Consider the following 20,983-nt stretch of genomic DNA (forward strand, 5'->3'; position numbering starts at 1 on the left):
TGAGCGCTCCCCCTCAGCCGCGGATGGCGTCGATCGCGCTGATGACGGCCAGCACGATCATGATGGCGCCGGCGATCCGGGTCACCCAGCGCACCGGCACGAAGCGGCGCAGGCGGTTGCCCCCGTACACCGCGAGGGCGGACACGGCCCACAGCCCCAGGACGGCCCCGATGGCGACCAGCAGCGGCTCGCCGTAGCGCGCGGTGAGGGCGGCGGCCAGGATCTGCGACGGGTCGGCGAACTCCGAGAGCGCGGTGACGCCGAAGGCCATGGCGACCACCCCCCACCGCGACCGGGGCGCTTCCCGCTCCTCGTCGTCGTCATCGTCGTCGTCGTCGTCCTCCTCGCCCTCGCGGATCAGCAGCACCGCGCCGACGAGGAGCACCACGGCGAGGACGGCCTCGAGCGCGCGTTCCGGGAGCAGGCCCAGCAGGCTCCCGGCCGCGATCGCGACGCCGACGTGCACGAGCATCCCGGCGCAGACGCCGAGGAGCACCCAGCGGGCCGGGAAGCGGGTGGCCAGCACGAGCGTGACCAGGCCGCTCGTGTCCGCGATCTCCGCCAGCGCGACGACGACGAAGGTGATGGCGATCACGGACACGGGGCATGGTGACCGGTCGCGCGCCGCGACCGCAACCGCCGGGAGGGTCGGGTGATCAGTCCGCGCGGTGCGGGCGGGGCACGAGCTCCGGCACCGGCACGAGCACGGGCTCGCGCGCCGACCGGCCCGGCGACGACGGCGCGTCGGGGGCGTTGGCGGCCGCCACCGCCTCGTCGACGAGGTGCCGGTCGGGGGACAGGACGCAGACCGGGTCGGTGCGCCCCATGTCGCCGGTGAGCTGGAACGCCTGGCAGCGGCAGCCGCCGAGGTCGACCTCGCGGCGATCGCAGCTCGCGCAGGGGTCGGGCATCCAGTCGGTGCCGCGGAACGCGGAGAACAGCGGCGAGGACTCCCAGATCCACGCGAGCTCGTGCTCGCGGACGCTCGCCCGGGGCAGCGGCAGCTCGTGCGCCGCGAGGCAGGGGAACGCGTTGCCCTCGGGGCCGACCACGAGCTGGCGCGCACCCCAGCCGCCCATGCAGGGCTTCGGGTACTCCGCGTAGTAGTCCGGGATGACGTAGATGACCTCGGTCCGGCCCCGGAGCCGCTCGCGCCACTCGCGGGTGACCTGCTCCGCGTGCGCCAGCTGCTCGCGGCTCGGCAGCAGCGCCGACCGGTTGCGCAGCGCCCAGCCGTAGTACTGGGTGTTGGCCAGCTCGACCCGGTCCGCGCCGAGGTCCTCGACCCAGCCGAGGATCGCCTCGATCCGGTCGATGTTCTGGCGGTGCAGCACCACGTTGAGCGTCAGGGGCCAGTCCAGCTCCTTGACCAGCCGCGCCGCCTCGATCTTCTTCTGGAACGACGAGATGCCGGCCAGCCGGTCGGAGAGCACCGGTTCGTCGGCCTGGATGCTGACCTGCACGTGGTCGAGCCCGGCCTCGCGCAGCGCCTCGGCGCGGGTGCGGGAGAGCCCGATCGCGCTGGTCACGAGGTTCGTGTACATCCCGAGCCCGCTCGCGTGGGCCACGAGGTCGACGACATCGCGGCGCAGCAGCGGCTCGCCGCCGGAGAAGTGGCCCTGCAGCACGCCGAGGTCGGCCGCCTGGTCGAGCACGCGGCGCCAGTCGTCGGTCTCCAGCTCCTCGGAGCGCTTCGTGAGCTCGAGGGGGTTCGAGCAGTACGAGCACGCGAGCGGGCACGCGTGGGTGAGCTCGGCGAGGAGTCCGAGGGGCCCGTCAGTCATGGTCGATCTCCACCCAGCGTCGTGCGACGAGCTTGGCGAGGAACGCCTCGACCTCGTCGTCGACCACGCGGTCGTACCGGCGCCCGAGCTCGTCGACGATCTCGGCGACGCTGTGCCGGCCGTCGCAGAGCGCGAGGATGTCCGCGCCGGTGGGGTTGAGCACCACGACGGTCTCCGGCCCGAGCAGCACCTGGCGCTCACGGGCCTTGTCGTAGCGCGTCTTGACGAACCGGGCGAGCCGTGGCCGCCCGGTGCGAGGAACGGTGCTGGTCACGAGGGGTACGCCCGATCAATCGCGTCCATCATGCTCCAGAGCACGTCGTTCTTGAACGCGAGCGAGGCCACCGCGGCGTCCTGCTGCTCGGCGGTGCGGCACCGGTCCTTGACGATCTCCAGCGCGTGCTCGGAGTCGCGCGGCGCCTGGTGCAGGCGGTTGCGGAAGTAGTCGAGGCCGTCCTGGTCGATCCAGGTGTAGTGCTTCTCGAACGCCGCGAGGCGCTCGGCCATGAGGCCCGGCGCGAAGAGCTCGGTGAGCGACGACGCGACGGCCTCCACCCAGGGTCGGGTGCGCGCGAAGGTGACGTAGGCGTCGACCGCGAAGCGGACGCCCGGGACGATGTGGCGCCCGTCCTCCATCTCGGCGCGGGGGACCCCGCACGCCTCGCCGAGGCGCAGCCAGGCCTCGATCCCGCCCTCGGTGGTGTCGGTGCCGTCGTGGTCGGTGATCCGCCGGATCCAGCGCTTCCGGATCTCGCGGTCGGGGCAGTTGCCCAGGATGGCGGCGTCCTTGCGCGGGATCGCCTCCTGGTAGCAGAAGCGGTTGGCGACCCAGCCCCGGATCTGGTCGGGGGAGAGGTCGCCGGCGTTCATGCGCACGTGGAAGTCGTGCTCGCTGTGGTAGCGGTGGGCCTGGGACCGCAGCCGCTCGACGAGCGCGTCGGGACCGACGGCCTCGCCCGTGCCGTGGGTGCCGTTGGTCGCGTGGGTGACCGTCATGCCGCTGTCAGACCTCCACCTCGAGCCCGTCGGGCGCGATCTCCACGCCCCGGGCGATGACCTCGGCGTGCTCGGGGGTGTCCTCGAGCAGCATCGGGTTCGTGTTGTTGATGTGCACGTAGATCCGGCGCTCGGCCGGCAGGTCGGCCAGCACCGCGAGGCTGCCGCCCGGGCCGCCGACGGCCAGGTGGCCCATGTCGCGCGCGGTCTTCGACGCCAGGCCCATGGTGATCATCTCGTCGTCGGTCCACGTGGTGCCGTCGACGAGCACGACGTCGGCGCCGGCCAGCTCCTCGTGCACCGCCGGGGTGATCTCCTGGACGCCCGGCAGGTACACAGCGGTCCGCCCGCTCGCGGTGTCGGTGAACCGGTAGCCCACGACGCGTCCCTCGTCCTCGACTCCGCCGAACCGGGCCTTCTTCACCGTCGGGACGTCGAAGGCTCGGTAGCTCAGGTGCTCGTGCAGGGCGACCGTCGCGCCCGGCACGACGCGGTGGCGCTCGACCTGCGTGTAGCGCTCGAGCGTCGGCAGGAAGCCCGTGCCGTCGCGCAGCGTCTCGAACGACGCGTCCGTGGCGTGCAGCGCGATGCCGGGCCCCTCGCGGAGCAGGAGCAGGCCCATCGTGTGGTCGAGCTCGGCGTCGGTGAGCAGCACGGCGGCGATCGGGCTGTCACGGCCCGTGCGCGGGTGGAGGTCCTGGTCGGCGTCGATCTGGGCGCGCAGGTCGGGGGAGGCGTTGACCAGGAACCAGGTGCGGCGGTCGGCGCTCACGGCGATCGAGGACTGGGTGCGCGGGGTGGCCGGCCGGGACCCGTCCCGCACGGCGCGGCAGCCCGGGCAGCCGCAGTTCCACTGGGGGAAGCCGCCGCCCGCACCGGCGCCGAGCACCCGCAGCCACATCGCCGTCTCCTCCTCGCGCACATCGTGGGCCCCCGACGGCGACAGGGGCGCCGGAACTGCGCCCAAGAAACGGCACGGTCCAGCGCCCCTGTCGCGATCGTCGTCAATCGTCGAGCGCAGCGACGTACATGGTCACCTCGGGGGCGACACCGATCTCCTCGAACTCCGGGGTCTCCCAGACGGAGAGCGACTCCATGATTCTCGCACCTCCTCTCGATCGACGAAGGTCAACATACCTGCCGCGGGGTCACGCGGCAGTAGGCCGAGTGGTCACCAGAACTTGATGCCGACGGACTTGAGCCGGCGCTGGTGGAGATGCTCCACGTGCGCGATGTCGTCCTGGGCGATGAGGTCGCCCCATGCCGACGCGGCCTTGGTGCCCTGCGTCAGCAGTTCCTCCATCTGGTCGTCGACGACGTCGGCGCTCTGGATCACCCGGGACCCGAAGCCGATGTGCCAGCGCTCGTCGCGCAGCACCAGCTCCATTCCCTTGACGACCCCGGGCATCTTCACCGACAGGCCCTTGAGGGTCTCGAGCAGCGCGTGCTGACCCGCCGTGAGCACGACGCCCTCGAGGATCATGTGGTAGAGCCCGACGGCGGCGGTGAGCTGCTGGGGGTCCTCGGCCACCTGCGCCGCGATGGCGGGGAGGCGCTCCTCGAACAGCTCGACGAGGTCGGGGCCGACGCGGTCGCGCAGGTGGTCGACGCGCTCGGTCATGCTCGCGCCCGGCACCCCCGCGACCTCGCGCACCACCCGGTCGAAGAACCGGGCGTGACGTGCCTCGTCGCGTGCCTGGGCCTCGAAGACCCGGCCCATCATGTCGTCGTCGGTCGCCGCGCCGCGGAACGACGTGAGGTGCGTGGCCACCGAGGTCTCACCGATGCAGAAGCCGGCGAGCAGCCCGAGGACCTGGTCGTACTCGTCCTGGTCGAGCTTCGGAAAGGCCTCGATGTCGGCCGTGAGGTCGATGGTCGTCTCGTCCCACTGCAGCGACTCGGCGAGCTGGACGAAGTGGCCGTACCCGGTGATCATTCTTGCTGCAACCTCACATCTCCGGGAACTCACCCGGTTCCAGCTCGCGGAAGTCCGCCTTCTCGGCGCCGCAGATCGGGCACATCCAGTCGTCGGGAATGTCCTCGAAGGGCGTGCCCGGCGGGATGCCGCTGTCGGGATCGCCCTCCTCAGGATCATAGATGAACCCGCACATTTCGCAGAGCCAGCGAGCGGCCGCGGGGGGCGCCTCGGTCTGCTCGACGGTCATGTCCTCTCCTCCGCGGGATCTCCCACCGGGTCCGTGCCGAAACGCCGCGAAGGGGCGCCGGAACGGATCCGGCGCCCCTTCGCGATCTGTCTGTCAGTCGTCCATCTGGGCGACGTACATCGTCACCTCAGGCGCGACACCGATCTCCTCGAATTCGGGGGTCTCCCACACGTGGAGCTCCATGTCCTTCTCCTCTCTGCCGGCGGCTGCCGGCGTACATGTCGCCGCGGAGCGGCAGGTCAGCTCTCGGGCAGGGCGAAGACGAACAGCGCGTCGCCGGCGGCGGCGCCGAGCAGGCCGGGCAGGAAGCCCTCGACCCAGCCGCCCCAGCCGGTGGGCGCCGCGACGTACTGGCGGCCGTTCACCTCGTACGTCGACGGGCTCGAGTGGTGCCCGCTGCCGCACTGGAACGACCACAGCTTCTCGCCGGTGTCGGCGTCCAGGGCGACGAACTCGCCGGTGGGCGTGCCCTGGAAGACCAGCCCGCCCGACGTGCTCAGCGTGGAGGCGCACATCGGGTACTCGTTGTTCCAGCGCCACTTCTCCTCGCCCGACACCGGGTCGATGGCGGCCACGTAGCCGTAGAAGTCGTCGAGGTCGACGGCCACGCCGGCGCCCCAGTAGGGGATGCTCTCCTTGAACTCGCGGCGGCGGCGGGTGGCCGTCGCCCCGACCTCCTGGACGGGCACGTAGATCAACCCCGTGCTGGGGTTGAAGCACATGTGCGTCCACTCCTTGCCACCGGCCGGGCCGGGCCAGAAGTGGACGGGGACGCCCTCCTCGTCCGGGTACACCTTCGGGGTGACCTTGCCGTCGGGCGTGATCTCGCCCCACGTGATGCGGTCGACGAAGGGGAACACGCGGACGAGCTCGCCGTTGGTGCGGTCGATGACGAAGAAGTAGCCGTTCTTGTCCGCGTGGGCGAGCAGCTTGCGCCCGTCCGGAGCGTCGAAGAGCAGGTTCTCCATCGTGGAGTCGTAGTCCCACAGGTCGTGCGGCGTGAACTGGTAGTGCCACTGGATGGTGCCGGTGTTCACGTCGACCGCGATGACGCTGTCGGTGTAGAGGTTGTCGCCCTCACGCACGCCGCCGTCGAAGTCGGGCGCCGGGTTGCCGGTGCCCTGGTAGAGCAGCTCGAGGTCCGGGTCGTACGTGCAGGTGACCCAGCAGTTCGCGCCGCCGCGCTGCCACGCCTCGCCGTCGTCCGGCCACGTCTCCGCGCCGGGCTCGCCCGGCTTCGGGATCGTGTAGTTGCGCCAGCGCCGCTCACCGCTCTGGGCGTCGAACGCGTCCATGTGGCCGCGGAGGCCGAACTCGCCGCCGGAGCTCCCGACGACGACCATGTCCTTGACGAGCAGCGGGGCGACGGTGCCGCTCTCGCCGGCGCGCACGTCGCCGTTGACGACGTCCCAGACCAGGTCGCCGGTCTGGGCGTCGAGCGCGATGAGGTGCGCGTTGAGGGTGTACATGTAGACCTTGCCGTGGCCGACGGCCACGCCGCGGTTGACGTTGCCGCAGCACAGCGACACGTCGTAGGGCGACGCGTACTTGTACCGCCACAGCTCCTCGCCGGTGACCGCGTCGATCGCCCAGACCTTGCCGTCGGGGCCGGAGACGTACATGACGCCCTCGACGACGAGCGGCGAAGCCTCGAACGAGTAGGTCGACGCGCCGGAGTGCAGCCCGTTCATGCCGGCCTGGAACACCCACGCCGGCGTCAGGCGCTTGACGGTGTCCTTGTTGATCTGGTCCAGCCCGCTGTGGCGCTGGCCGTCGTAGGTGCCGTAGTAGGTCAGCCAGTTCTGCGGCTCCGAGCGCGCGTTCCGGATGCGCTCGTAGTTGACCTCGCTGGTCGCGGGGGCCTGGCCCCTGGTGGCGCTGAGGGTCTTGTGCGGGACGGCCTCGCCGGCGTCCACGTAGTCGGTCATCGGTTTCCTCTCCGGTCTCTACGCGCTGGGATCTACGGACGCGGCTGCGGCGGGCGGTCCTGCTTCGCGTGGTCGGGGACCTCCCCGCCGAACACGAGCGCACCCGTCAGGCCGCGGCCCTCGTCGTTGCCGGTGGTGGAGCCGTAGTAGTAGGTGCCGGGCCCGGAGAGCGAGAGCCGAGCCGTGCCCTTGGAGTGGTTGACCAGCCAGATGATCTTGGGGTCACCGTTGTGGGGCAGCACCGCGCAGTGGGTGTTCTTGTCGTCGTTGATGAGCGTGAGCTCGACCTCGCCGCCCTCCGGGAACACGAGGATCGAGGGCTCCCAGATCAGCTCGTCCTCCGGGATGCGGACCGTGGCCCGCATGACGCCGTCGGAGCCCTTCTCGGCGTGCCCGATGCTGCCGGTGCCGAGCAGGCGACCGAGTGCCGTCTTGTTCTGCCCGTCCAGGCCGGCAGCGGCCAGGTCGGCGGATCGATCTGTGGACGTCATGCGACGTACCTCCTCATGGGTGCCCTTCTCGTCTTCGCTGACGACCCCCGGGGTTCGGCAACCGGGTCTCGCCGGGCATGGCCCATCGCGGCGGACGATGCGTGGGTGAGGAGGGCTCCGCCGCCTCGGTCGCACGACCGTCCGGCCGACGATGTCGACCGCTGGGCGGCAGGACACACGCAGCAGGACGGCGACCGGATGACGACGGCCGCCGAGCGGTGTGTGCTGAGCCACAGGGGACAGTAGGGAGGCTGTCCTGGCTCGGCAAGGGGCAGCGCGGGGGTTTCGGATCTCGATCTTGCTCCGGAGGCTTGATCACGCGGGTGGCCTGGGTCGATCACGGGAAGTAGTTGCCGGCCACTGTTCCGATGTGCGGAACACTCGGTCGGCGCGGCGGAATGCGTGGCGCACCCTGGCCATCCGGCCAGGTTCGGCGGCCCGAGGTGTCGTGGATCACCGACCGCAGTTATCGTCGGCACCGGGCGAGCCGCCGACGGGGCTGCCGGAGCGCCTGGTGGGAGGTCGGTCGCAGGTGGGCAGGTTCGGGTCGACCGAGGCGCTCGCGTGGCTCGCCACCCACGGCGTCCACGCCGACAGCGTCGAGCTGAAGACGCTGCTCGTGCCTCCGGCCGGAGCCGCCGCCGAGGCACTGACGGGGCGGCGCGGCCCCCCGTGGAGCGTCCGCCAGACCTACCTGCTCGACACCGAGGAGCTGGACTTCCTGCAGGCCGGCGTCGAGATCCGGCTGCGGCGCCGGGCGCGCGGCAAGTTCGACCTCGCGGTTTCCGCGCGCCGCCGGGGCACCGAGCTCGGCTGCTACCGGCCCCGCGGGGCGCGCGTCGAGTACGACGTCGTCCCCGCCGGCGTGTGGAAGGACATCGAGGTGCGCCGGGACATCGACTCGGCGGCCGCCGCCGCGGTGATCGCGGGCTCCGCGAAGGCGCGCGAGCTGCTCTCGGGGACCCAGGGCACCTGGGCGTGCGAGGGCGGGAGCGAGGTCGTCGACGACGCCCGGCTCTCCGAGCTGAAGGTGCACGGGCCGCTGGTGGTCCGGCGCGTCAAGGTGGCGGCGACCGGGATGGGGCTCGCGCGCGTCGACCTCGAGCATTTCCGTTTCCCGAGCGGGCGCGAGCTCGTCGAGCTGTCGACCCGCTGCTGCCCGCCGGACGTGCAGCCGACCGCCTCGGGGTTCGAGCAGCTGCTCGACGAGCGCGACGTCGTCGTGGCGCCGGAGTACTGCACCAAGACCTCGGTGTGGCACGACGAGATCGCGCGCCGGGGTCAGAGCTGACACACGTCCCGGGGTGAGGTCCGTCCGGGGCGCGTGTGGTTACCGGGACGCGTGGGGCCCGCGGGCTACCGTGGGCGCATGGCCGGCCGGACCGAGACAGACCAGCGCGCGGACCGCAGTCGCCCGCTCACGGGCGGGCGGACGCCGCGGCAGCGGGGTGCCGGCCCGGCCGCGTCGACCCGCTCGCCGCAGCCGCGGCCGCCCGCCAAGCGCCGGCCCGCGGGCTCGTCGACGAAGAAGCGCCCGCCGGCCCGGCGGCGCACCGGGCCCGGCCCGATCGTGCGGGCGCTGCGCGGGGGCTGGGTGCTCACCGCCCGCGGGCTCGGCTCGCTCGTCCGCACGCTGGGGCGGGCCCGCGACGTCGACGCCGCGCACCGCCGTGACGGGGTGGCGCTGGCGCTGGTCGTGCTCGCGGTGCTCACAGCGGCGGGGGTCTGGTGGGGCGCCGGCGGCCCGGTCGGCACCGGCCTGGACGTCGGGCTGCGGACCGTCATCGGCGCGGCCGCGCTCGTGCTGCCCGTCGTGCTGCTCGGGGTCGCCGTGATCCTGCTGCGCACCGACCCGCAGCCCGAGACCCGCCCGCGCACGGTCGTCGGCGCGCTCCTGTTCGGCCTCGCTGTCCTCGCCGTCTGGCACCTCGTCGTCGGCGCGCCGCGCGAGCTGGACGGGCGCCGCACGGCGGGCGGCGTCCTCGGCGCCGTGATCGCGGACCCGCTCGCCCGGGGCGTGACGACGTGGATCGCCGGGGTCGTGCTGGTGCTCGTGGGCCTCTACGGCCTGCTGGTGCTCACGGGCACGCCGGTGCGCGAGATCGGCCAGCGCCTGCGCCTGCTCGTCACCGGCGAGCACCCCGACGGCGACTGGGGCGGCCCGGACGACGTGGACGTCGACGCCGACGGCGTGCCCCTCGACGACCCGGATGGCACGGCGCCCACGACGGCGATCCGGCGCCGCGGTCGCACGGGCGCCGCGTCGGACGAGGCGGGTGCCGACGGGTCCGGCGGAACCGACGGTTCCGACGGCTCCGACGGGGACGCCGCCCGCCACCCCGCGCGGCACCGCGACCGCAACGCCGCGGCCGTCCCCGACCTGACCAGCCCGCCGCCGGACGAGGCCCCGGCCCCGCCGCGGCCGAAGAAGAAGCCCGCTCCCGCCGCACCGGCGGCCGTTGCCGAGCCCCCGGAGGAGACCGAGCCCGACCCGCAGGCGGCGGCCTCGTTCAGCTCCCACCGCGACGTCACCGACGGCGACTACCGCCTCCCGCCGCCCGACCTGCTCACGGCCGGCGAGCCGCCCAAGGCCCGCAGCGCCGCGAACGACGCCATGATCGAGGCGATCACCGGCGTGCTCGAGCAGTTCAAGGTGGACGCCGAGGTCACGGGGTTCACCCGGGGCCCGACGGTCACGCGCTACGAGGTCGAGCTCGGGCACGGCGTGAAGGTCGAGAAGATCACCGCGCTGCACCGCAACCTCGCCTACGCCGCGGCCACGGACCGCGTGCTGCTGCTCGCGCCCATCCCGGGGAAGTCGGCCGTGGGCATCGAGGTGCCCAACACCGACCGGGAGATGGTGCGCCTGGGCGACGTGCTGACGTCGTCGACGGCGCGGGCCGAGACCCACCCGATGGTCATCGGGCTCGGCAAGGACATCGAGGGCCGGATGGTGACGGCCAACCTCGCGAAGATGCCGCACCTGCTGGTCGCCGGCTCCACCGGTTCCGGTAAGTCGAGCTTCGTCAACTCGATGCTCGTCTCGCTGCTGCAGCGCTCGACACCGGACGAGGTCCGGATGATCCTCATCGACCCCAAGATGGTCGAGCTGACGCCCTACGAGGGCATCCCGCACCTGATCACGCCGATCATCACCTCGCCGAAGAAGGCGGCCACGGCGCTGCAGTGGCTGGTGGAGGAGATGGAGCAGCGCTACTCGGACATGCAGGCCAACCGCGTGCGGCACATCGACACGTTCAACGAGAAGGTGCGCAGTGGAGCGATCCAGGCGCCGCTCGGCTCCGAGCGCGTCTACCGCCCGTACCCGTACATCATGTGCATCGTCGACGAGCTCGCCGACCTCATGATGACCGCGCCGCGCGACGTCGAGGACGCGATCGTGCGGATCACGCAGAAGGCCCGCGCGGCCGGCATCCACCTCGTGCTCGCCACACAGCGCCCGTCCGTCGACGTGGTCACCGGTCTGATCAAGACGAACGTGCCGTCGCGGCTCGCGTTCGCGACGAGCTCGCTCACCGACTCGCGCGTCATCCTCGACCAGCCCGGCGCCGAGAAGCTCATCGGCATGGGCGACGCGCTCTTCCTGCCGATGGGCGCCGGGAAGACGAACCGCCTGCAGGGCGCGTTCATCTCCGACGACGAGATCTCGGCGATCGTCGAGCACTGCAAGGAGCAGGCCGACCCCGACTACACCGAGGGCGTCACCACCGAGGCCGCCGGCTCGACGAAGGAGATCGACCCGGACATCGGCGACGACCTCGAGCTCGTGGTCGCGGCCGCCGAGCTGATCGTCACCAGCCAGTTCGGCTCGACCTCGATGCTGCAGCGCAAGCTCCGCGTGGGGTTCGCCAAGGCCGGGCGGCTCATGGACCTGCTCGAGACCCGCGGCGTCGTGGGCCCGTCGGAGGGTTCCAAGGCCCGCGACGTGCTGTTCAAGCCCGACGAGCTGCCCGACCTGCTGGCGTCCCTGCGCGGCGAACCGGCCCCGGCGCCGGCCGCCGACCCCGACTCGGACATCCCGCCGCCGAGCGAGGACTGACTGTGACCCGGACGTCGTCCGTCGCTCCTAGAAGGGCGGCGGATCGTCGGGGCCGGACGTGGCGGCCGTCGTCGGCGGGGTGGGTGCGGCCCGGGCCTGCGAGCGCTGGGCGGCGAGCTTCGGGGCGATCTTCTCGAGCCACTGCGGGTCGAGCTCGTCGTGCTCGCGGTCGGGGTAGCCGTCGTCGGGGAGGGGCCGGGGCGTGGCGGCGGGGCTCGGGGCGGGGAGTGGTCGGAGAATCTTCTTCGGCCCGGTGGTGTGGGTGACCCCGGCCCGGGTGCGCATGACGAACCAACCCGGCAGGGGCTGCCGCACGTGCCAGCCGCCGAGGTGTTTGAGGCGGTGGTCGTGGGTGCACCACGCCCCGAGGTTCCAGGTGACGGTCGGCCCGCCCCAGGCGTGCTCGCGGGTGTGGTCGATCTCGGCGCGGTGGGCGGGCTGCCGACACCAGGGGATGACGCAGTGCCGGTCGCGGGCGCGGGTCCAACGCTCGGCCTCGGCGCCGGGACGGCGGCGTAGCCAGTCGTCGGGGCCGCTCGCGGCGTCGGGCGGGTGCCCGAGGGTGCCGGTCCGGCGCAGGTCGGTGAGCCGGGTCTGGAGCTCGCGCAGTAGCGGCGCCCAGTCGGGGTGGTCGTCGGGGTGCAGGGCAGCGAGCACTGTCGTCGGAACCTGGAGTTCGACGATCGCGCCGGTCCGGGCCGGACCCGGTGCCTGCCCCCGCGCCCGGTGACGGCCGCGGGGGCTCGCTGGTCGGGTGGGTCGACGGCGGGCGAGCAGGACGTGGTGGAGGTGGCCGTCGGGGTCGGTGAGGACGACGCGCCACTCGCCGTGGTGTCGGGCGGCGATCAGGTCGCGGGCCACCTGGGCGGTGACGGCGCCGACGCCGGGGACGGTGGCGGGGTACTGGTCGACTCCGAGCGCGGTGGTCAGCCGCAGCCGAATCTCGACGGTGCCGCGGCGCAGCCGTCCGGCGCGCGACTCCACGGGCGCCGTGGGTTCGGGCTCACCGGTGTCGTCGTCCCCGACGGGGAGGCCGGGAAGGTCGAGGGCGCCCTGCTCGGCGGGTGACCGCGGCGCGGGCTGCTCCGGAGCGTCCTCGCCGGGGTCGTCCTCGCGCCGACCATCGGAACGGCCGCCGCTGGGGCCCTCGTCGCCGCGGTCCTCGTCGCGGTCCTCGTCGTCGCGGTCCTCGTCGTCGGGGCCCTCGTCGTCGGGGCCGCCGCCAGCGGGTCCACCATGAGGGCCGCCGGGCCCGCTGTCGTCCGGACCCGGATCGGGATCGGGACCGCCGCCGGGGCCGCCGTCGTCCGGCTTGTCGTCGTCGGGTTCGTCGGAGGCGCCGGCGGCGTGATACTCGGCGGCGAGGAGGCGGGCGATGTCGTCGTCAGGCATGCCCGCGGTGGACCCGTCGAGCAGCCGCGTGCCGACCTGCCGGCGCAGCAGCTGGATCGGGGTGAGCACCCCGAGCCCGCGGACCGCGGCGGCCAGCGCCTCGATCCGCGCCATCGACGCGATCCCGTCGCTCGCGGGAGCGTCGACCAGCGCCAGGTTCGCGGTGCCCGACGGGTTCATCGACAGCTCCACCCGCCCCCGCGACTCGGCCCGCTTGCGGCGCCGCTCGGCCCACTCCGGGTCCAGGGCGAGCACGATCTCCTCGAGCCGTTCCCGCAGCGCCGCGACCGGCAGCTCGGCGGCTTCGGGCAGCACCTCGGCCACCGCCTGCTGCGCGTGGTCAGCGGACAGGTCGGTGGTCAGCTCGCTGATCGTGCGGACCTTGGGTTCGTCGAGGCGCCCCTGCCACAGCGCTGTGCCGAGCGCGGGCAGGCGGGAGAAGAGATCGTCGGCGAGCTGCAGCCGCCGCGAGGCCATCGTGCGCGAGCAGCCCAGCACCGCCGCGACCTCGTCGCCGGAGAACTCGTCGGTGCTCGGGAGCCGACCGGTGTGCCCGTCCTGCGCGGTGCCCAGCTCCCGGAGCCCGGCCAGCAGCATCGCCTCGGCGCGGTTGTGGACCTGCCACCGCGCTCGCACGTACGCCGCCAGGTCCTCCCCGGTCAGCGTGCGCGGGTCTGTCCCATCGAGCTCGGCCACCAGGTCGGCATCCGGCTCACGACCCGCCAGTGCGGCCGCGAGGCCACACCCCAGATCGTGGTCGATGCTCATACCCGGAACACTAGGACCGACCCCCGACAGTCCCGTCCCGGGAAGCCCAGGTCAGGCCCGACCGGCAGGTCACAGAACGGCAACGATCCCCGCGCGGGAGACCTCGGGCAGGAACACCGCGCGCGGCCGCCGGAACGGGCGGTCGCCTCGTCGTGGACGCGCCGCCTCATCACGACACGATGCTGTCCCGGGTCGGGGCCAGGAGGGCGGCCGCCGCCCCGGCGCGGACGAGCTCGGTCTCGGCGGGGTCGAGGCCCGCGGCCGTGAGACGGTCGAGGGGGTCGGTGACGCCCATGTCGAAGGGGTGGTCCGTCCCGAGGCACACGCGGTCGGCGCCCGCCACGGCGACGAGGTGGCGCAGCGCCTCGGGGGTGTAGACCAGCGCGTCGAACCACAGGCGGCGCAGCGCGCGGCTCGGGGGAGCGGCCGCCACTCGGTCGCCGGGGCGGGCGTGCCAGGCGTGGTCCTGGCGGGCCGTGCCGAGCGGGAAGAACCCGCCGCCGTGGGCGGCGAGGACACGGACGCCGTCGGGCAGGGCGCCGGACGCGACGAGCCGTGAGAGCGCGACGGTCGTCTCGACGGGGTTGCCGACGCTGTTGGACAGGTAGCCGACGTCGAGCCGCTCGCCGAGCGTGCAGCCCCACGGATGGATGAACACGACGGCCTCGAGCTCGGCGGCGGCCGCCCAGAACCCGCGCAGCGCAGGGTCGTCGAGCTCGCGGCGCACCCCGTCGGGCCCGGTGACGAACGTGCCGATCTCCACACCGCGCAGGCCGTCCGCGACCGCGGTGCGCAGGACCTCGACCGCGAGGTCGGGGTGCTGCAGGGGTGTCGTCCCGAGGCCGACGAGCCGGTCGGGGGTGCCGGCGCAGTGCCCGAGCACACCCTCGTTGACCGCGGCCGCGTAGCGGGCCGCGAGATCGCGGTCGGCCCAGGTGTGGTGGATCGGCATCGGGCTCACGAGCTGGACCTCGATGCCGGCGGCGTCCATCGCCGCGAGCCGGACGCCGCGGTCGGTCAGCGCCGGACCGAGGGCCCCGATCTGCTCGCGGTTGACCCGGGACGACGCCGGCCCGGCGGCGCGCGCCTCGGCGGCCCGGGCCTCGGCCAGGGCGGCCTCGTCGGCGACGAGCGCCTCGGCGGCCGGGACGAGGACGTGCGCGTGGACGTCGACGGTGGGGTTCACGGTGTCTCCTCCATGATCGAAGTCCCGTTGCGGACGCTGAGCGTCAGCGACGGCACTTCGCTGACACGGGTCACCGGGCGACGCGATCGGTCGGGCGGGTGCGGGGGCGGGAACGAGGACGCGGGCGGGCGCCGGGGATCGAGACCGGGTCGGCGCCGGCGACCACCCGCGAGGTCAGCGTCCCGATGCCCTCGACGGTCAGCGAGACCTCGGAGCCCGGCGCGAGCGGGGGCAGGTCCTCGTGCGAGGCGCCACGACCCCAGAGCTCGCCGAGGCAGCCGCCGTGGCCGCAGGTGCCGGTGCCGAGGACGTCGCCGGGGCGGACCTCGGTGCCCCGCGAGGCGTACGCCACGAGGTCGCCGAGAGGCCAGCCCATGTTCGAGAGGAGATCCTCGCCGACGACGCGGCCGTCGACCGACGCCGTCATCGCGAGGTCGAGGAAGCCCTCGGCGTCCGGGGTGAACTCGTCGGCGGTGACGAGCCACGGTCCGAGCGTCGTCGCGGTGTCCTTGCCCTTGGCGGGGCCGAGGCCGACCTGCATCTCGCGCGACTGGATGTCCCGGGCGGACCAGTCGTTGAGGACCGTCAGCCCGGCGACGTGGCCCCACCCGTCGTCGGGAGCGACGTCGCGGCCGGACCGCCCGATGACGACGCCGACCTCGAGCTCGAAGTCGAGCACGGAGCACCCGGGCGGCACCGGGACGTCGTCGGCCGGGCCGAGCGTCGCGTAGGGGTTGGAGAAGTAGAACGTCGGCGCGTCGTACCAGGCCTCGGGGATGCCGTTGCCGCCCCGCATCCCCTCCACGTGCTCCTCGAACGCGACGAAGTCGCGCACGGTCGGCGGCTGGAGCGGAGCGAGCAGCCGGACCGCGTCCAGCGCCACGGCCGGCGCCGACAGGGCATCGCGGCCCGCCTCCGGCAGCGTCCCGGCGCGCAGCAGGTCCAGCATCGTGACCGCGGTGTCCAGCAGGTGCACGTGGTCGTCGACCACGATCCCGACCCGGGCCGTCCCGTCGGCCAGGACCGTCGCGAGGCGCATCAGACGGGCGGCGCGACGAAGACGCCGCGGTCGGGGTCGTTGAACGACTTCGTGGCGACGAACTCGCTCATCGGGTTCGCGGTGCCCCACTGGTCGGAGACCATCGGGTCGGTGAAGTCGTGCAGCGACGGGTGCCAGGTGTCCTCGTCGAGGCACTCGAGCTCGGTCGTGTACTCGACGGTGTTGCCCTGCGGGTCGAGGAAGTAGGAGAAAGTGTTGTTCCCGGCCAGGTGCCGCCCCGGGCCCCACACCTTCTCGACCCCGGCGCGCAGCAGCCGCCCGGTGCCGCGCATGTACTCGTCGATGCCACGCAGCTCGAAGCTCGCGTGGTGCAGCGACACGTGCGGGCAGCGGGCGATCGCCAGGGAGTGGTGCTGCGGGTTGCAGCGCAGGAACCACATCATCTCGCCCATGTGCGGGGAGAACAGCGTGTCGGAGAGCCTGAAGTCGAGGTGACGGTCGTACCAGGCGACCAGCGCCTCGGGCTGCGGCGAGTTGATCACGACGTGGGAGAGCCTCACGGGCACCGACTCGCCCTCCTCGACGCGGCGGTGCGCGCGGGTGGCGACGTCGGCGGACACCTCGATCGTGCGGCCCTCGAGGTCGAAGAACCGGAAGCCGTAGCCGCCGCCCGGGGTCGCCAGCTTGTCGGGCGTGCTGACCAGCGTGACGCCCTCCCGGCCGAGCTTCTCGGCGAGCGCGTCGACGTCCGCCGGGGTCGCGGCGCCGAAGGCGATGAGGTCGACGCGCTTGTCCGCGTCGGCCCGCAGCCGCACCTGGTACTGCTCGGGCGAGCCCTCGGCGGCGAGGAAGGCGATGCCGGTGTCGGTGGTCTCGGGGGTGAGCTTCCAGAGATCGCGGTAGAACGCGAGCTGGGTGTCGAAGTCGGGCACGGCGAGGTCGACGTGCCGGAGGTGGGTGATCAGGCGGTCCATCGGTGCTCCGGTTCAGGGGCGCTGCGCGAGCAGCGCGGCGGTCCGGGCCATCAGCCCGGGGACGTCGGCGGTGCCGCCCGCCTGCGGCGGGGGCTCGTGGTCGAGCAGCCAGCGGGCGAGCTGCACGGAGCCCGCCACCACCGCGGCGGCCCGATCCCGACGACGGGCGGTGTAGGCCGTGAGCGCGGCGTCGAGGTCGTCGCCGGCCTGCAGCTCCTCGACCAGGACGCTCGCGTCCTCGAGCGCCATCGCGGCGCCCTGGGCCAGGGTGGGCGGGCACGAGTGCGCGGCGTCGCCCGCGAGCACGACCCGCCCGCGGTGCCAGGGCCCGTCGACGAGGTGGTGGGTGAACCAGGTGTAGTTCACCCGGGACGGGTCGGTCATCCGCTCGCGGATCTCGGTCCACGGCCCGCCGTAGTGGGCGGCCAGCTCGCGCATGGTGGCGAGCCGCTCGTCGGGGGACAGGCCGGTCCGGTCGGCCGCGTCCTCGACGAGGTAGGCGTAGAGCGAGTCGTCGCCGGTGGGGCAGTAGCCGGCGATGTGGGCGGCGCCGCCGTAGGTCAGGTCGGTGCGGGTGACCGACGGGGGCCGCGTCGTGAAGACCCGCCAGATGCCCATGCCGATCGGCTCGGGGCGGGTGTCGATCCCGAGCTGCGCCCGGACGCCGGAGTTGAGGCCGTCGGCGCCGACGACGAGGTCGTGGATCGCGCGTGTGCCGTCCGAGCAGACGACCTCCCCGGACTCGCCGACGCTCTCCGCGCGGACCCCGGTGCGGACCTTCACGCCGACCTCGGCGGCCCGCTCGGCGAGCAGGCGGGCCATCTCCCCGCGCGGCATCCCGACGGTCGCGGGCAGGTCCGGCCCGCCGGTGCGCGCGTCGGGGATGACGGCGAGGACGCCGCCGTCGGGGGTGCGCAGGCCGACCTCGTCGAACGCGTAGCCGTGAGCGAGCACGTCGTCGAGCACCCCGAGGTCGCGGAAGACCCGCAGCGCGTTGCCCTGCAGCGTGATCCCGGACCCCGAGCTGCCGATCTCGGGCGTCGCCTCGACGAGGTCGACGGCCACCCCGGCGCGGGCCAGCAGGATCGCGGTGGCGGCGCCGGCGGCACCCCCGCCCACCACCAGTGCGTTCTGGATCATCACTTCACCGCGATCGGGTTGACGGGGGATCCGACGGCACCGGTGATGCGCAAGGGGGCCGCGGTCAGGAAGAAATCGTGGCGGCCGTCGGCCGCGCAGTCGGCGGCGAGGCCGTCGAGGTCCCACATCTCGCCGAGGAACAGCCCGAGGTGCGGGATGGCGACCTGGTGCAGCGGCTGGAAGGCGACCTCGAACTCGTTGGGCCGCACCTCCACCCCCCACGTGTCCGTGGCGATCGCCGCGATGTCGCGGTCGTGCAGCCAGTCCAGCGTGGTGAACGACAGGCCCGGCGCCGGCCCGCCCGCGTAGCCGCCCCAGCCCTCGCGCCGGGTGCGGGCGTACTGGCCGGTGCGCACGCACACGATGTCGCCGGGCCGGACCTCGACGCCGTGGGCGCGGGCGACCTCGTCGAGCTCGTCGGCGGTGATCGGGTACGAGTCCGGCAGCTCGCCCCGGTCGTCGCCGAGCACACGCCCGGCGTCGAGCAGCACCCCGCGCCCGGCGAGGTGGGCGGCGGCGGTCTCGATCCCGGTGAGCCGGTCGCCCTCGACGCGGACCACCGCGGCGGCGTCGCGGCCGTTCCACGCCTTGCCGTGGTCGAAGATGTGACCCAGGCCGTCCCACTGGGTCGAGCACTGCAACGGCATCGCGATGACGTCGTCGGCGCCGCCGATGCCGTGCGGGAACTCGCCGTCGAGGGCCTCGTGGCCGGTGCCGAGCATCGTGTGCACCGGGTTGGTGCGCTTCTTCCAGCCGTTCTGCGGGCCGGTCTCGTCGAAGGGCTGCGACAGCGAGAACGCGGTGCCCGTGCGGACGCACGCCGCGCCCTCGACCCGCTTCGCGGGCGTGAGCAGGTTCAGCGAGCCCAGGACGTCGTCGGGACCCCAGCGGCCCCAGCGCGAGACGCGGGCGACGACGGCGGCGACGGCCTCCTCGGGCTTCGCCGGGTCGTGGCCGGCGGCGACGACGGCGGTGGTGTCGGTCATCGCTCGGCCACCACGCGCGTCGTCTGCGTGCCCAGGCCCGTGATCGAGCCCCTCATGACGTCCCCGTCGCGCAGCAGCCGGCCGCGGGCCATGCCGTTGCCGGCGGGGCTGCCGGTGAGGACGAGGTCGCCCGGGTGCAGCGGCGTGATCTCCGAGGCCGCGGCCACCAGGGCGGCCACGTCGAAGAGCATGTCCTTGGTGGTCTCGTCCTGCATGACTCCGCCGTCAGGACCGTCCAGCTCGAGGCGGATGCGCAGGTCGGACGGGTCGACGTCGCTGGCGGCGACGAGCCACGGACCGAGCGGGGTGAAGCCCGGGCCGTTCTTGCCGCGGAACCAGTCGGTGCCGATCTCGGGCATGTCCCGGCGGAACACCTGGTCGCGGGCGGTGAGGTCGTTGGCGATCGTGTAGGCAGCGACGTGGTCGAGGGCGCGGGCCCGGTCGACGCGGAACGCCTCGCGGCCGATCACCGCGGCCAGCTCGAGCTCCCAGTCGAACTGCTGTGTCCACGACGGGATGACGACGTCGTCGGCCGGGCCGGTGACGGCCGACGGCAGGCCGATGAACAGGTAGGGCGTGCCCTCGGCGGCGCGCCGGTCCATCATCGCCGCGACCTCGGCCCGGATCTCCGCGTCCGGGCGGGTGCCGCGCTCCGCGTGGTGGGCGGCGGCGAGGTCGATGACGTGGGTGCGGTAGTTCGCGCCGGACTGGAGGATCTGTCCGGGCTCGACCGGGGCGAGGACCTCGAGACCGTCGAGCGGCACCCCGTCGCCGGCGGCCAGGGCGTCCAGCCGCGGCAGCGCGCGGTCCCAGTCGGCGAGCAGCTCCCGCGTGGTCGCGCCGACCTCGCTGGCGTCGACGACGCTCCCCGCGTCCGTCACGAGCCCGGGGAACCGGTGCCCGCCGGCCCCGGCGAACGTGCCCAGCCTGATCGCCCCCATGGGCGTGCCCTCCGCATCGAGAGTCCGTGTGGTCGCGACCACGATGCGGTCGGGGCGCAGCAGCCCGGAAGCCCGAACCGCTGATGCCGGGCATCGGCGGGATGGATGCCCCGGTTGAAGCGCGCGCGGCGGGCCCGGTATCCCTACGGGATGGACGAGGACGCGGCACCGCGGCCGCTCCGGCTCGCCAACCTCGACCTCAACCTGCTGCTCTCCCTGCGTGCCCTGCTCGCCGAGCGGAACGTGACCCGGGCGGCCGCCGCGCTCGGCCTGTCACAGCCCGCGGTCAGCGCGGCCCTGGCCCGGCTGCGGCGGCACTTCGGCGACGAGCTGCTGGTCCGTGTCGGCAACCGCTACGAGCTGACACCGCTGGCGGCCGGTCTCGTGGACCGGGTGCAGGGCGCGGTCGCGGGCGTCGAGCGGGTGTTCTCCGCCGCCCCCGACTTCGACGCCACCGACAGCACGCGGGAGTTCACGCTCCTCGTCTCCGACTACGCGACGAGCGTGCTCGGCCCGCCGCTCGCGGCCGCCTTCGCCCGCTCCGCACCGAACGCCCGGCTGCGCCTGTGCCCGCACCGCCCCGAGGACGTCACCGGTGCCGCCGAACGCCTCCGTGGCGTGGACGGGCTGCTGCTGCCCCACGGTTTCGTCGACGACCTGCCTTTCATCGACCTCTACGAGGACCACTGGGTCGTCCTGGTCGCGACCGCCAACGAGCGGGTCGGGGCGGAGATCACCCTCGACGATCTCGCCACGTTGCCGTGGGTCACCGTCTACCACCGCCCGACGGCGTTCACCCCGGCCGCCCAGCAGCTGCGGGCCCACGGCATCGAGCCCCGGGCGCAGGTCGTGGTGGAGTCCTTCCTGCCGATCCCGGACCTCGTCGCCGGCACCGACCGGGTGGCCCTCGTCCAGGCCCGCCTCGCGGCGCGCCTGCGGCCCGGCGGCGGTGTGCGGGCGCTGCCCTGCCCCTTCACGGTGACGCCGCTGGTGGAGGCGATGTGGTGGCACCCGACGTACGACACGGACGCGGCCCACCGGTGGCTGCGCGGCCTGATCACCGAGGTCAGCGCGGTCCTCCCGACCATCAGCGCGACCGATGGTGGGTCCCAAGAGGAATGATTTCCTCTGCTGTGACCCGCGCCTCGACACTCGCCGTCACCACCACAGCG

21 protein-coding genes are annotated in these 20,983 nt (G+C 73.5%); 3 read left to right on the forward strand and 18 right to left on the reverse strand.

The annotated features are described in order from the left end of the window. Positions 1–13: 13 nt before the first annotated feature. The 11 genes from QSK03_RS06565 to QSK03_RS06615 form a co-directional block, all read right to left on the reverse strand. Complete coding sequence (locus tag QSK03_RS06565) at positions 14–601, reverse strand: TMEM165/GDT1 family protein (protein WP_285649586.1); 588 nt, start codon at positions 599–601, stop codon at positions 14–16. A gap of 55 nt (positions 602–656) precedes the next feature. Continuing rightward, positions 657–1,784 (reverse strand): pyrroloquinoline quinone biosynthesis protein PqqE, encoded by a 1,128-nt coding sequence (gene pqqE / locus QSK03_RS06570; protein WP_285649588.1) that lies wholly within the window; start codon positions 1,782–1,784, stop codon positions 657–659. After that, on the reverse strand, positions 1,777–2,058 hold the full coding sequence (gene pqqD / locus QSK03_RS06575; protein WP_285649592.1) for a pyrroloquinoline quinone biosynthesis peptide chaperone PqqD: 282 nt from the start codon (positions 2,056–2,058) through the stop codon (positions 1,777–1,779). The genes pqqE and pqqD overlap by 8 nt, the downstream gene beginning before the upstream one ends. Further along, positions 2,055–2,780: a pyrroloquinoline-quinone synthase PqqC gene (gene pqqC, locus QSK03_RS06580; protein ID WP_285649594.1), complete on the reverse strand. Its 726-nt coding sequence runs from the start codon at positions 2,778–2,780 to the stop codon at positions 2,055–2,057. The genes pqqD and pqqC overlap by 4 nt, the downstream gene beginning before the upstream one ends. 7 nt (positions 2,781–2,787) lie before the next feature. Continuing rightward, on the reverse strand, positions 2,788–3,747 hold the full coding sequence (gene pqqB / locus QSK03_RS06585) for a pyrroloquinoline quinone biosynthesis protein PqqB (RefSeq protein ID WP_285649597.1): 960 nt from the start codon (positions 3,745–3,747) through the stop codon (positions 2,788–2,790). 37 nt (positions 3,748–3,784) lie between these two features. After that, the gene (gene pqqA, locus QSK03_RS06590) at positions 3,785–3,877 is read right to left on the reverse strand and encodes a pyrroloquinoline quinone precursor peptide PqqA (protein WP_285649599.1); all 93 of its coding nucleotides are present in this window, start codon (positions 3,875–3,877) and stop codon (positions 3,785–3,787) included. 74 nt (positions 3,878–3,951) lie between these two features. Next, positions 3,952–4,716, reverse strand: a complete 765-nt coding sequence (locus tag QSK03_RS06595; RefSeq protein WP_285649601.1) for a ribonucleotide-diphosphate reductase subunit beta — start codon at positions 4,714–4,716, stop codon at positions 3,952–3,954. Positions 4,717–4,729: 13 nt separating this feature from the next. Continuing rightward, on the reverse strand, positions 4,730–4,945 hold the full coding sequence (rd, locus tag QSK03_RS06600) for a rubredoxin (protein ID WP_285649603.1): 216 nt from the start codon (positions 4,943–4,945) through the stop codon (positions 4,730–4,732). A gap of 93 nt (positions 4,946–5,038) precedes the next feature. Continuing rightward, positions 5,039–5,128 carry a pyrroloquinoline quinone precursor peptide PqqA gene (gene pqqA / locus QSK03_RS06605; protein WP_285649605.1) on the reverse strand — a complete coding sequence of 30 codons (90 nt, stop codon included), beginning with the start codon at positions 5,126–5,128 and terminating at the stop codon, positions 5,039–5,041. Positions 5,129–5,184: 56 nt separating this feature from the next. Then, positions 5,185–6,873: a PQQ-dependent dehydrogenase, methanol/ethanol family gene (locus QSK03_RS06610; RefSeq protein ID WP_285649607.1), complete on the reverse strand. Its 1,689-nt coding sequence runs from the start codon at positions 6,871–6,873 to the stop codon at positions 5,185–5,187. A 32-nt stretch (positions 6,874–6,905) separates the two neighbouring features. Continuing rightward, positions 6,906–7,364, reverse strand: coding sequence for an MSMEG_3727 family PQQ-associated protein (locus QSK03_RS06615; RefSeq protein WP_285649609.1), 459 nt, complete (start codon positions 7,362–7,364; stop codon positions 6,906–6,908). Positions 7,365–7,896: 532 nt separating this feature from the next. On the opposite strand from QSK03_RS06615, the gene QSK03_RS06620 reads away from it, so the two are divergent. Further along, complete coding sequence (locus QSK03_RS06620) at positions 7,897–8,655, forward strand: hypothetical protein (protein WP_285649611.1); 759 nt, start codon at positions 7,897–7,899, stop codon at positions 8,653–8,655. A gap of 78 nt (positions 8,656–8,733) precedes the next feature. Next, the gene (locus QSK03_RS06625; protein ID WP_285649613.1) at positions 8,734–11,424 is read left to right on the forward strand and encodes a DNA translocase FtsK; all 2,691 of its coding nucleotides are present in this window, start codon (positions 8,734–8,736) and stop codon (positions 11,422–11,424) included. Positions 11,425–11,451: 27 nt separating this feature from the next. On the opposite strand, the gene QSK03_RS06630 is transcribed toward QSK03_RS06625, so the two are convergent. The 7 genes from QSK03_RS06630 to QSK03_RS06660 all read right to left on the reverse strand — a co-directional run bounded on the left by QSK03_RS06630 (position 11,452) and on the right by QSK03_RS06660 (position 19,811). Then, complete coding sequence (locus QSK03_RS06630) at positions 11,452–13,584, reverse strand: HNH endonuclease signature motif containing protein (RefSeq protein ID WP_285649615.1); 2,133 nt, start codon at positions 13,582–13,584, stop codon at positions 11,452–11,454. A gap of 169 nt (positions 13,585–13,753) precedes the next feature. Continuing rightward, the gene (locus QSK03_RS06635; protein WP_285649617.1) at positions 13,754–14,770 is read right to left on the reverse strand and encodes an amidohydrolase family protein; all 1,017 of its coding nucleotides are present in this window, start codon (positions 14,768–14,770) and stop codon (positions 13,754–13,756) included. Between the two features lie 70 nt (positions 14,771–14,840). Further along, positions 14,841–15,809, reverse strand: a complete 969-nt coding sequence (locus tag QSK03_RS06640; RefSeq protein ID WP_285649619.1) for a fumarylacetoacetate hydrolase family protein — start codon at positions 15,807–15,809, stop codon at positions 14,841–14,843. Further along, a complete protein-coding gene (locus QSK03_RS06645; RefSeq protein WP_285649621.1) occupies positions 15,809–16,744 on the reverse strand; it encodes a VOC family protein in 936 nt (311 codons plus the stop codon). Before QSK03_RS06645 ends, QSK03_RS06640 begins: the two co-directional genes overlap by 1 nt. 12 nt (positions 16,745–16,756) lie before the next feature. Then, positions 16,757–17,884 (reverse strand): FAD-dependent monooxygenase, encoded by a 1,128-nt coding sequence (locus QSK03_RS06650; RefSeq protein ID WP_285649623.1) that lies wholly within the window; start codon positions 17,882–17,884, stop codon positions 16,757–16,759. Then, a complete protein-coding gene (locus QSK03_RS06655; RefSeq protein WP_285649625.1) occupies positions 17,884–18,870 on the reverse strand; it encodes a cyclase family protein in 987 nt (328 codons plus the stop codon). Before QSK03_RS06655 ends, QSK03_RS06650 begins: the two co-directional genes overlap by 1 nt. Then, positions 18,867–19,811: a fumarylacetoacetate hydrolase family protein gene (locus QSK03_RS06660; RefSeq protein WP_285649626.1), complete on the reverse strand. Its 945-nt coding sequence runs from the start codon at positions 19,809–19,811 to the stop codon at positions 18,867–18,869. Before QSK03_RS06660 ends, QSK03_RS06655 begins: the two co-directional genes overlap by 4 nt. 150 nt (positions 19,812–19,961) lie before the next feature. Here QSK03_RS06660 and QSK03_RS06665 point away from each other — a divergent pair, with 150 nt between their 5' ends. Continuing rightward, positions 19,962–20,933 (forward strand): LysR family transcriptional regulator, encoded by a 972-nt coding sequence (locus tag QSK03_RS06665; protein WP_285649627.1) that lies wholly within the window; start codon positions 19,962–19,964, stop codon positions 20,931–20,933. Positions 20,934–20,983 lie beyond the last annotated feature (50 nt).

The organism is Actinomycetospora sp. NBRC 106375 (assembly GCF_030269665.1).
GTDB lineage: Bacteria > Actinomycetota > Actinomycetes > Mycobacteriales > Pseudonocardiaceae > Actinomycetospora.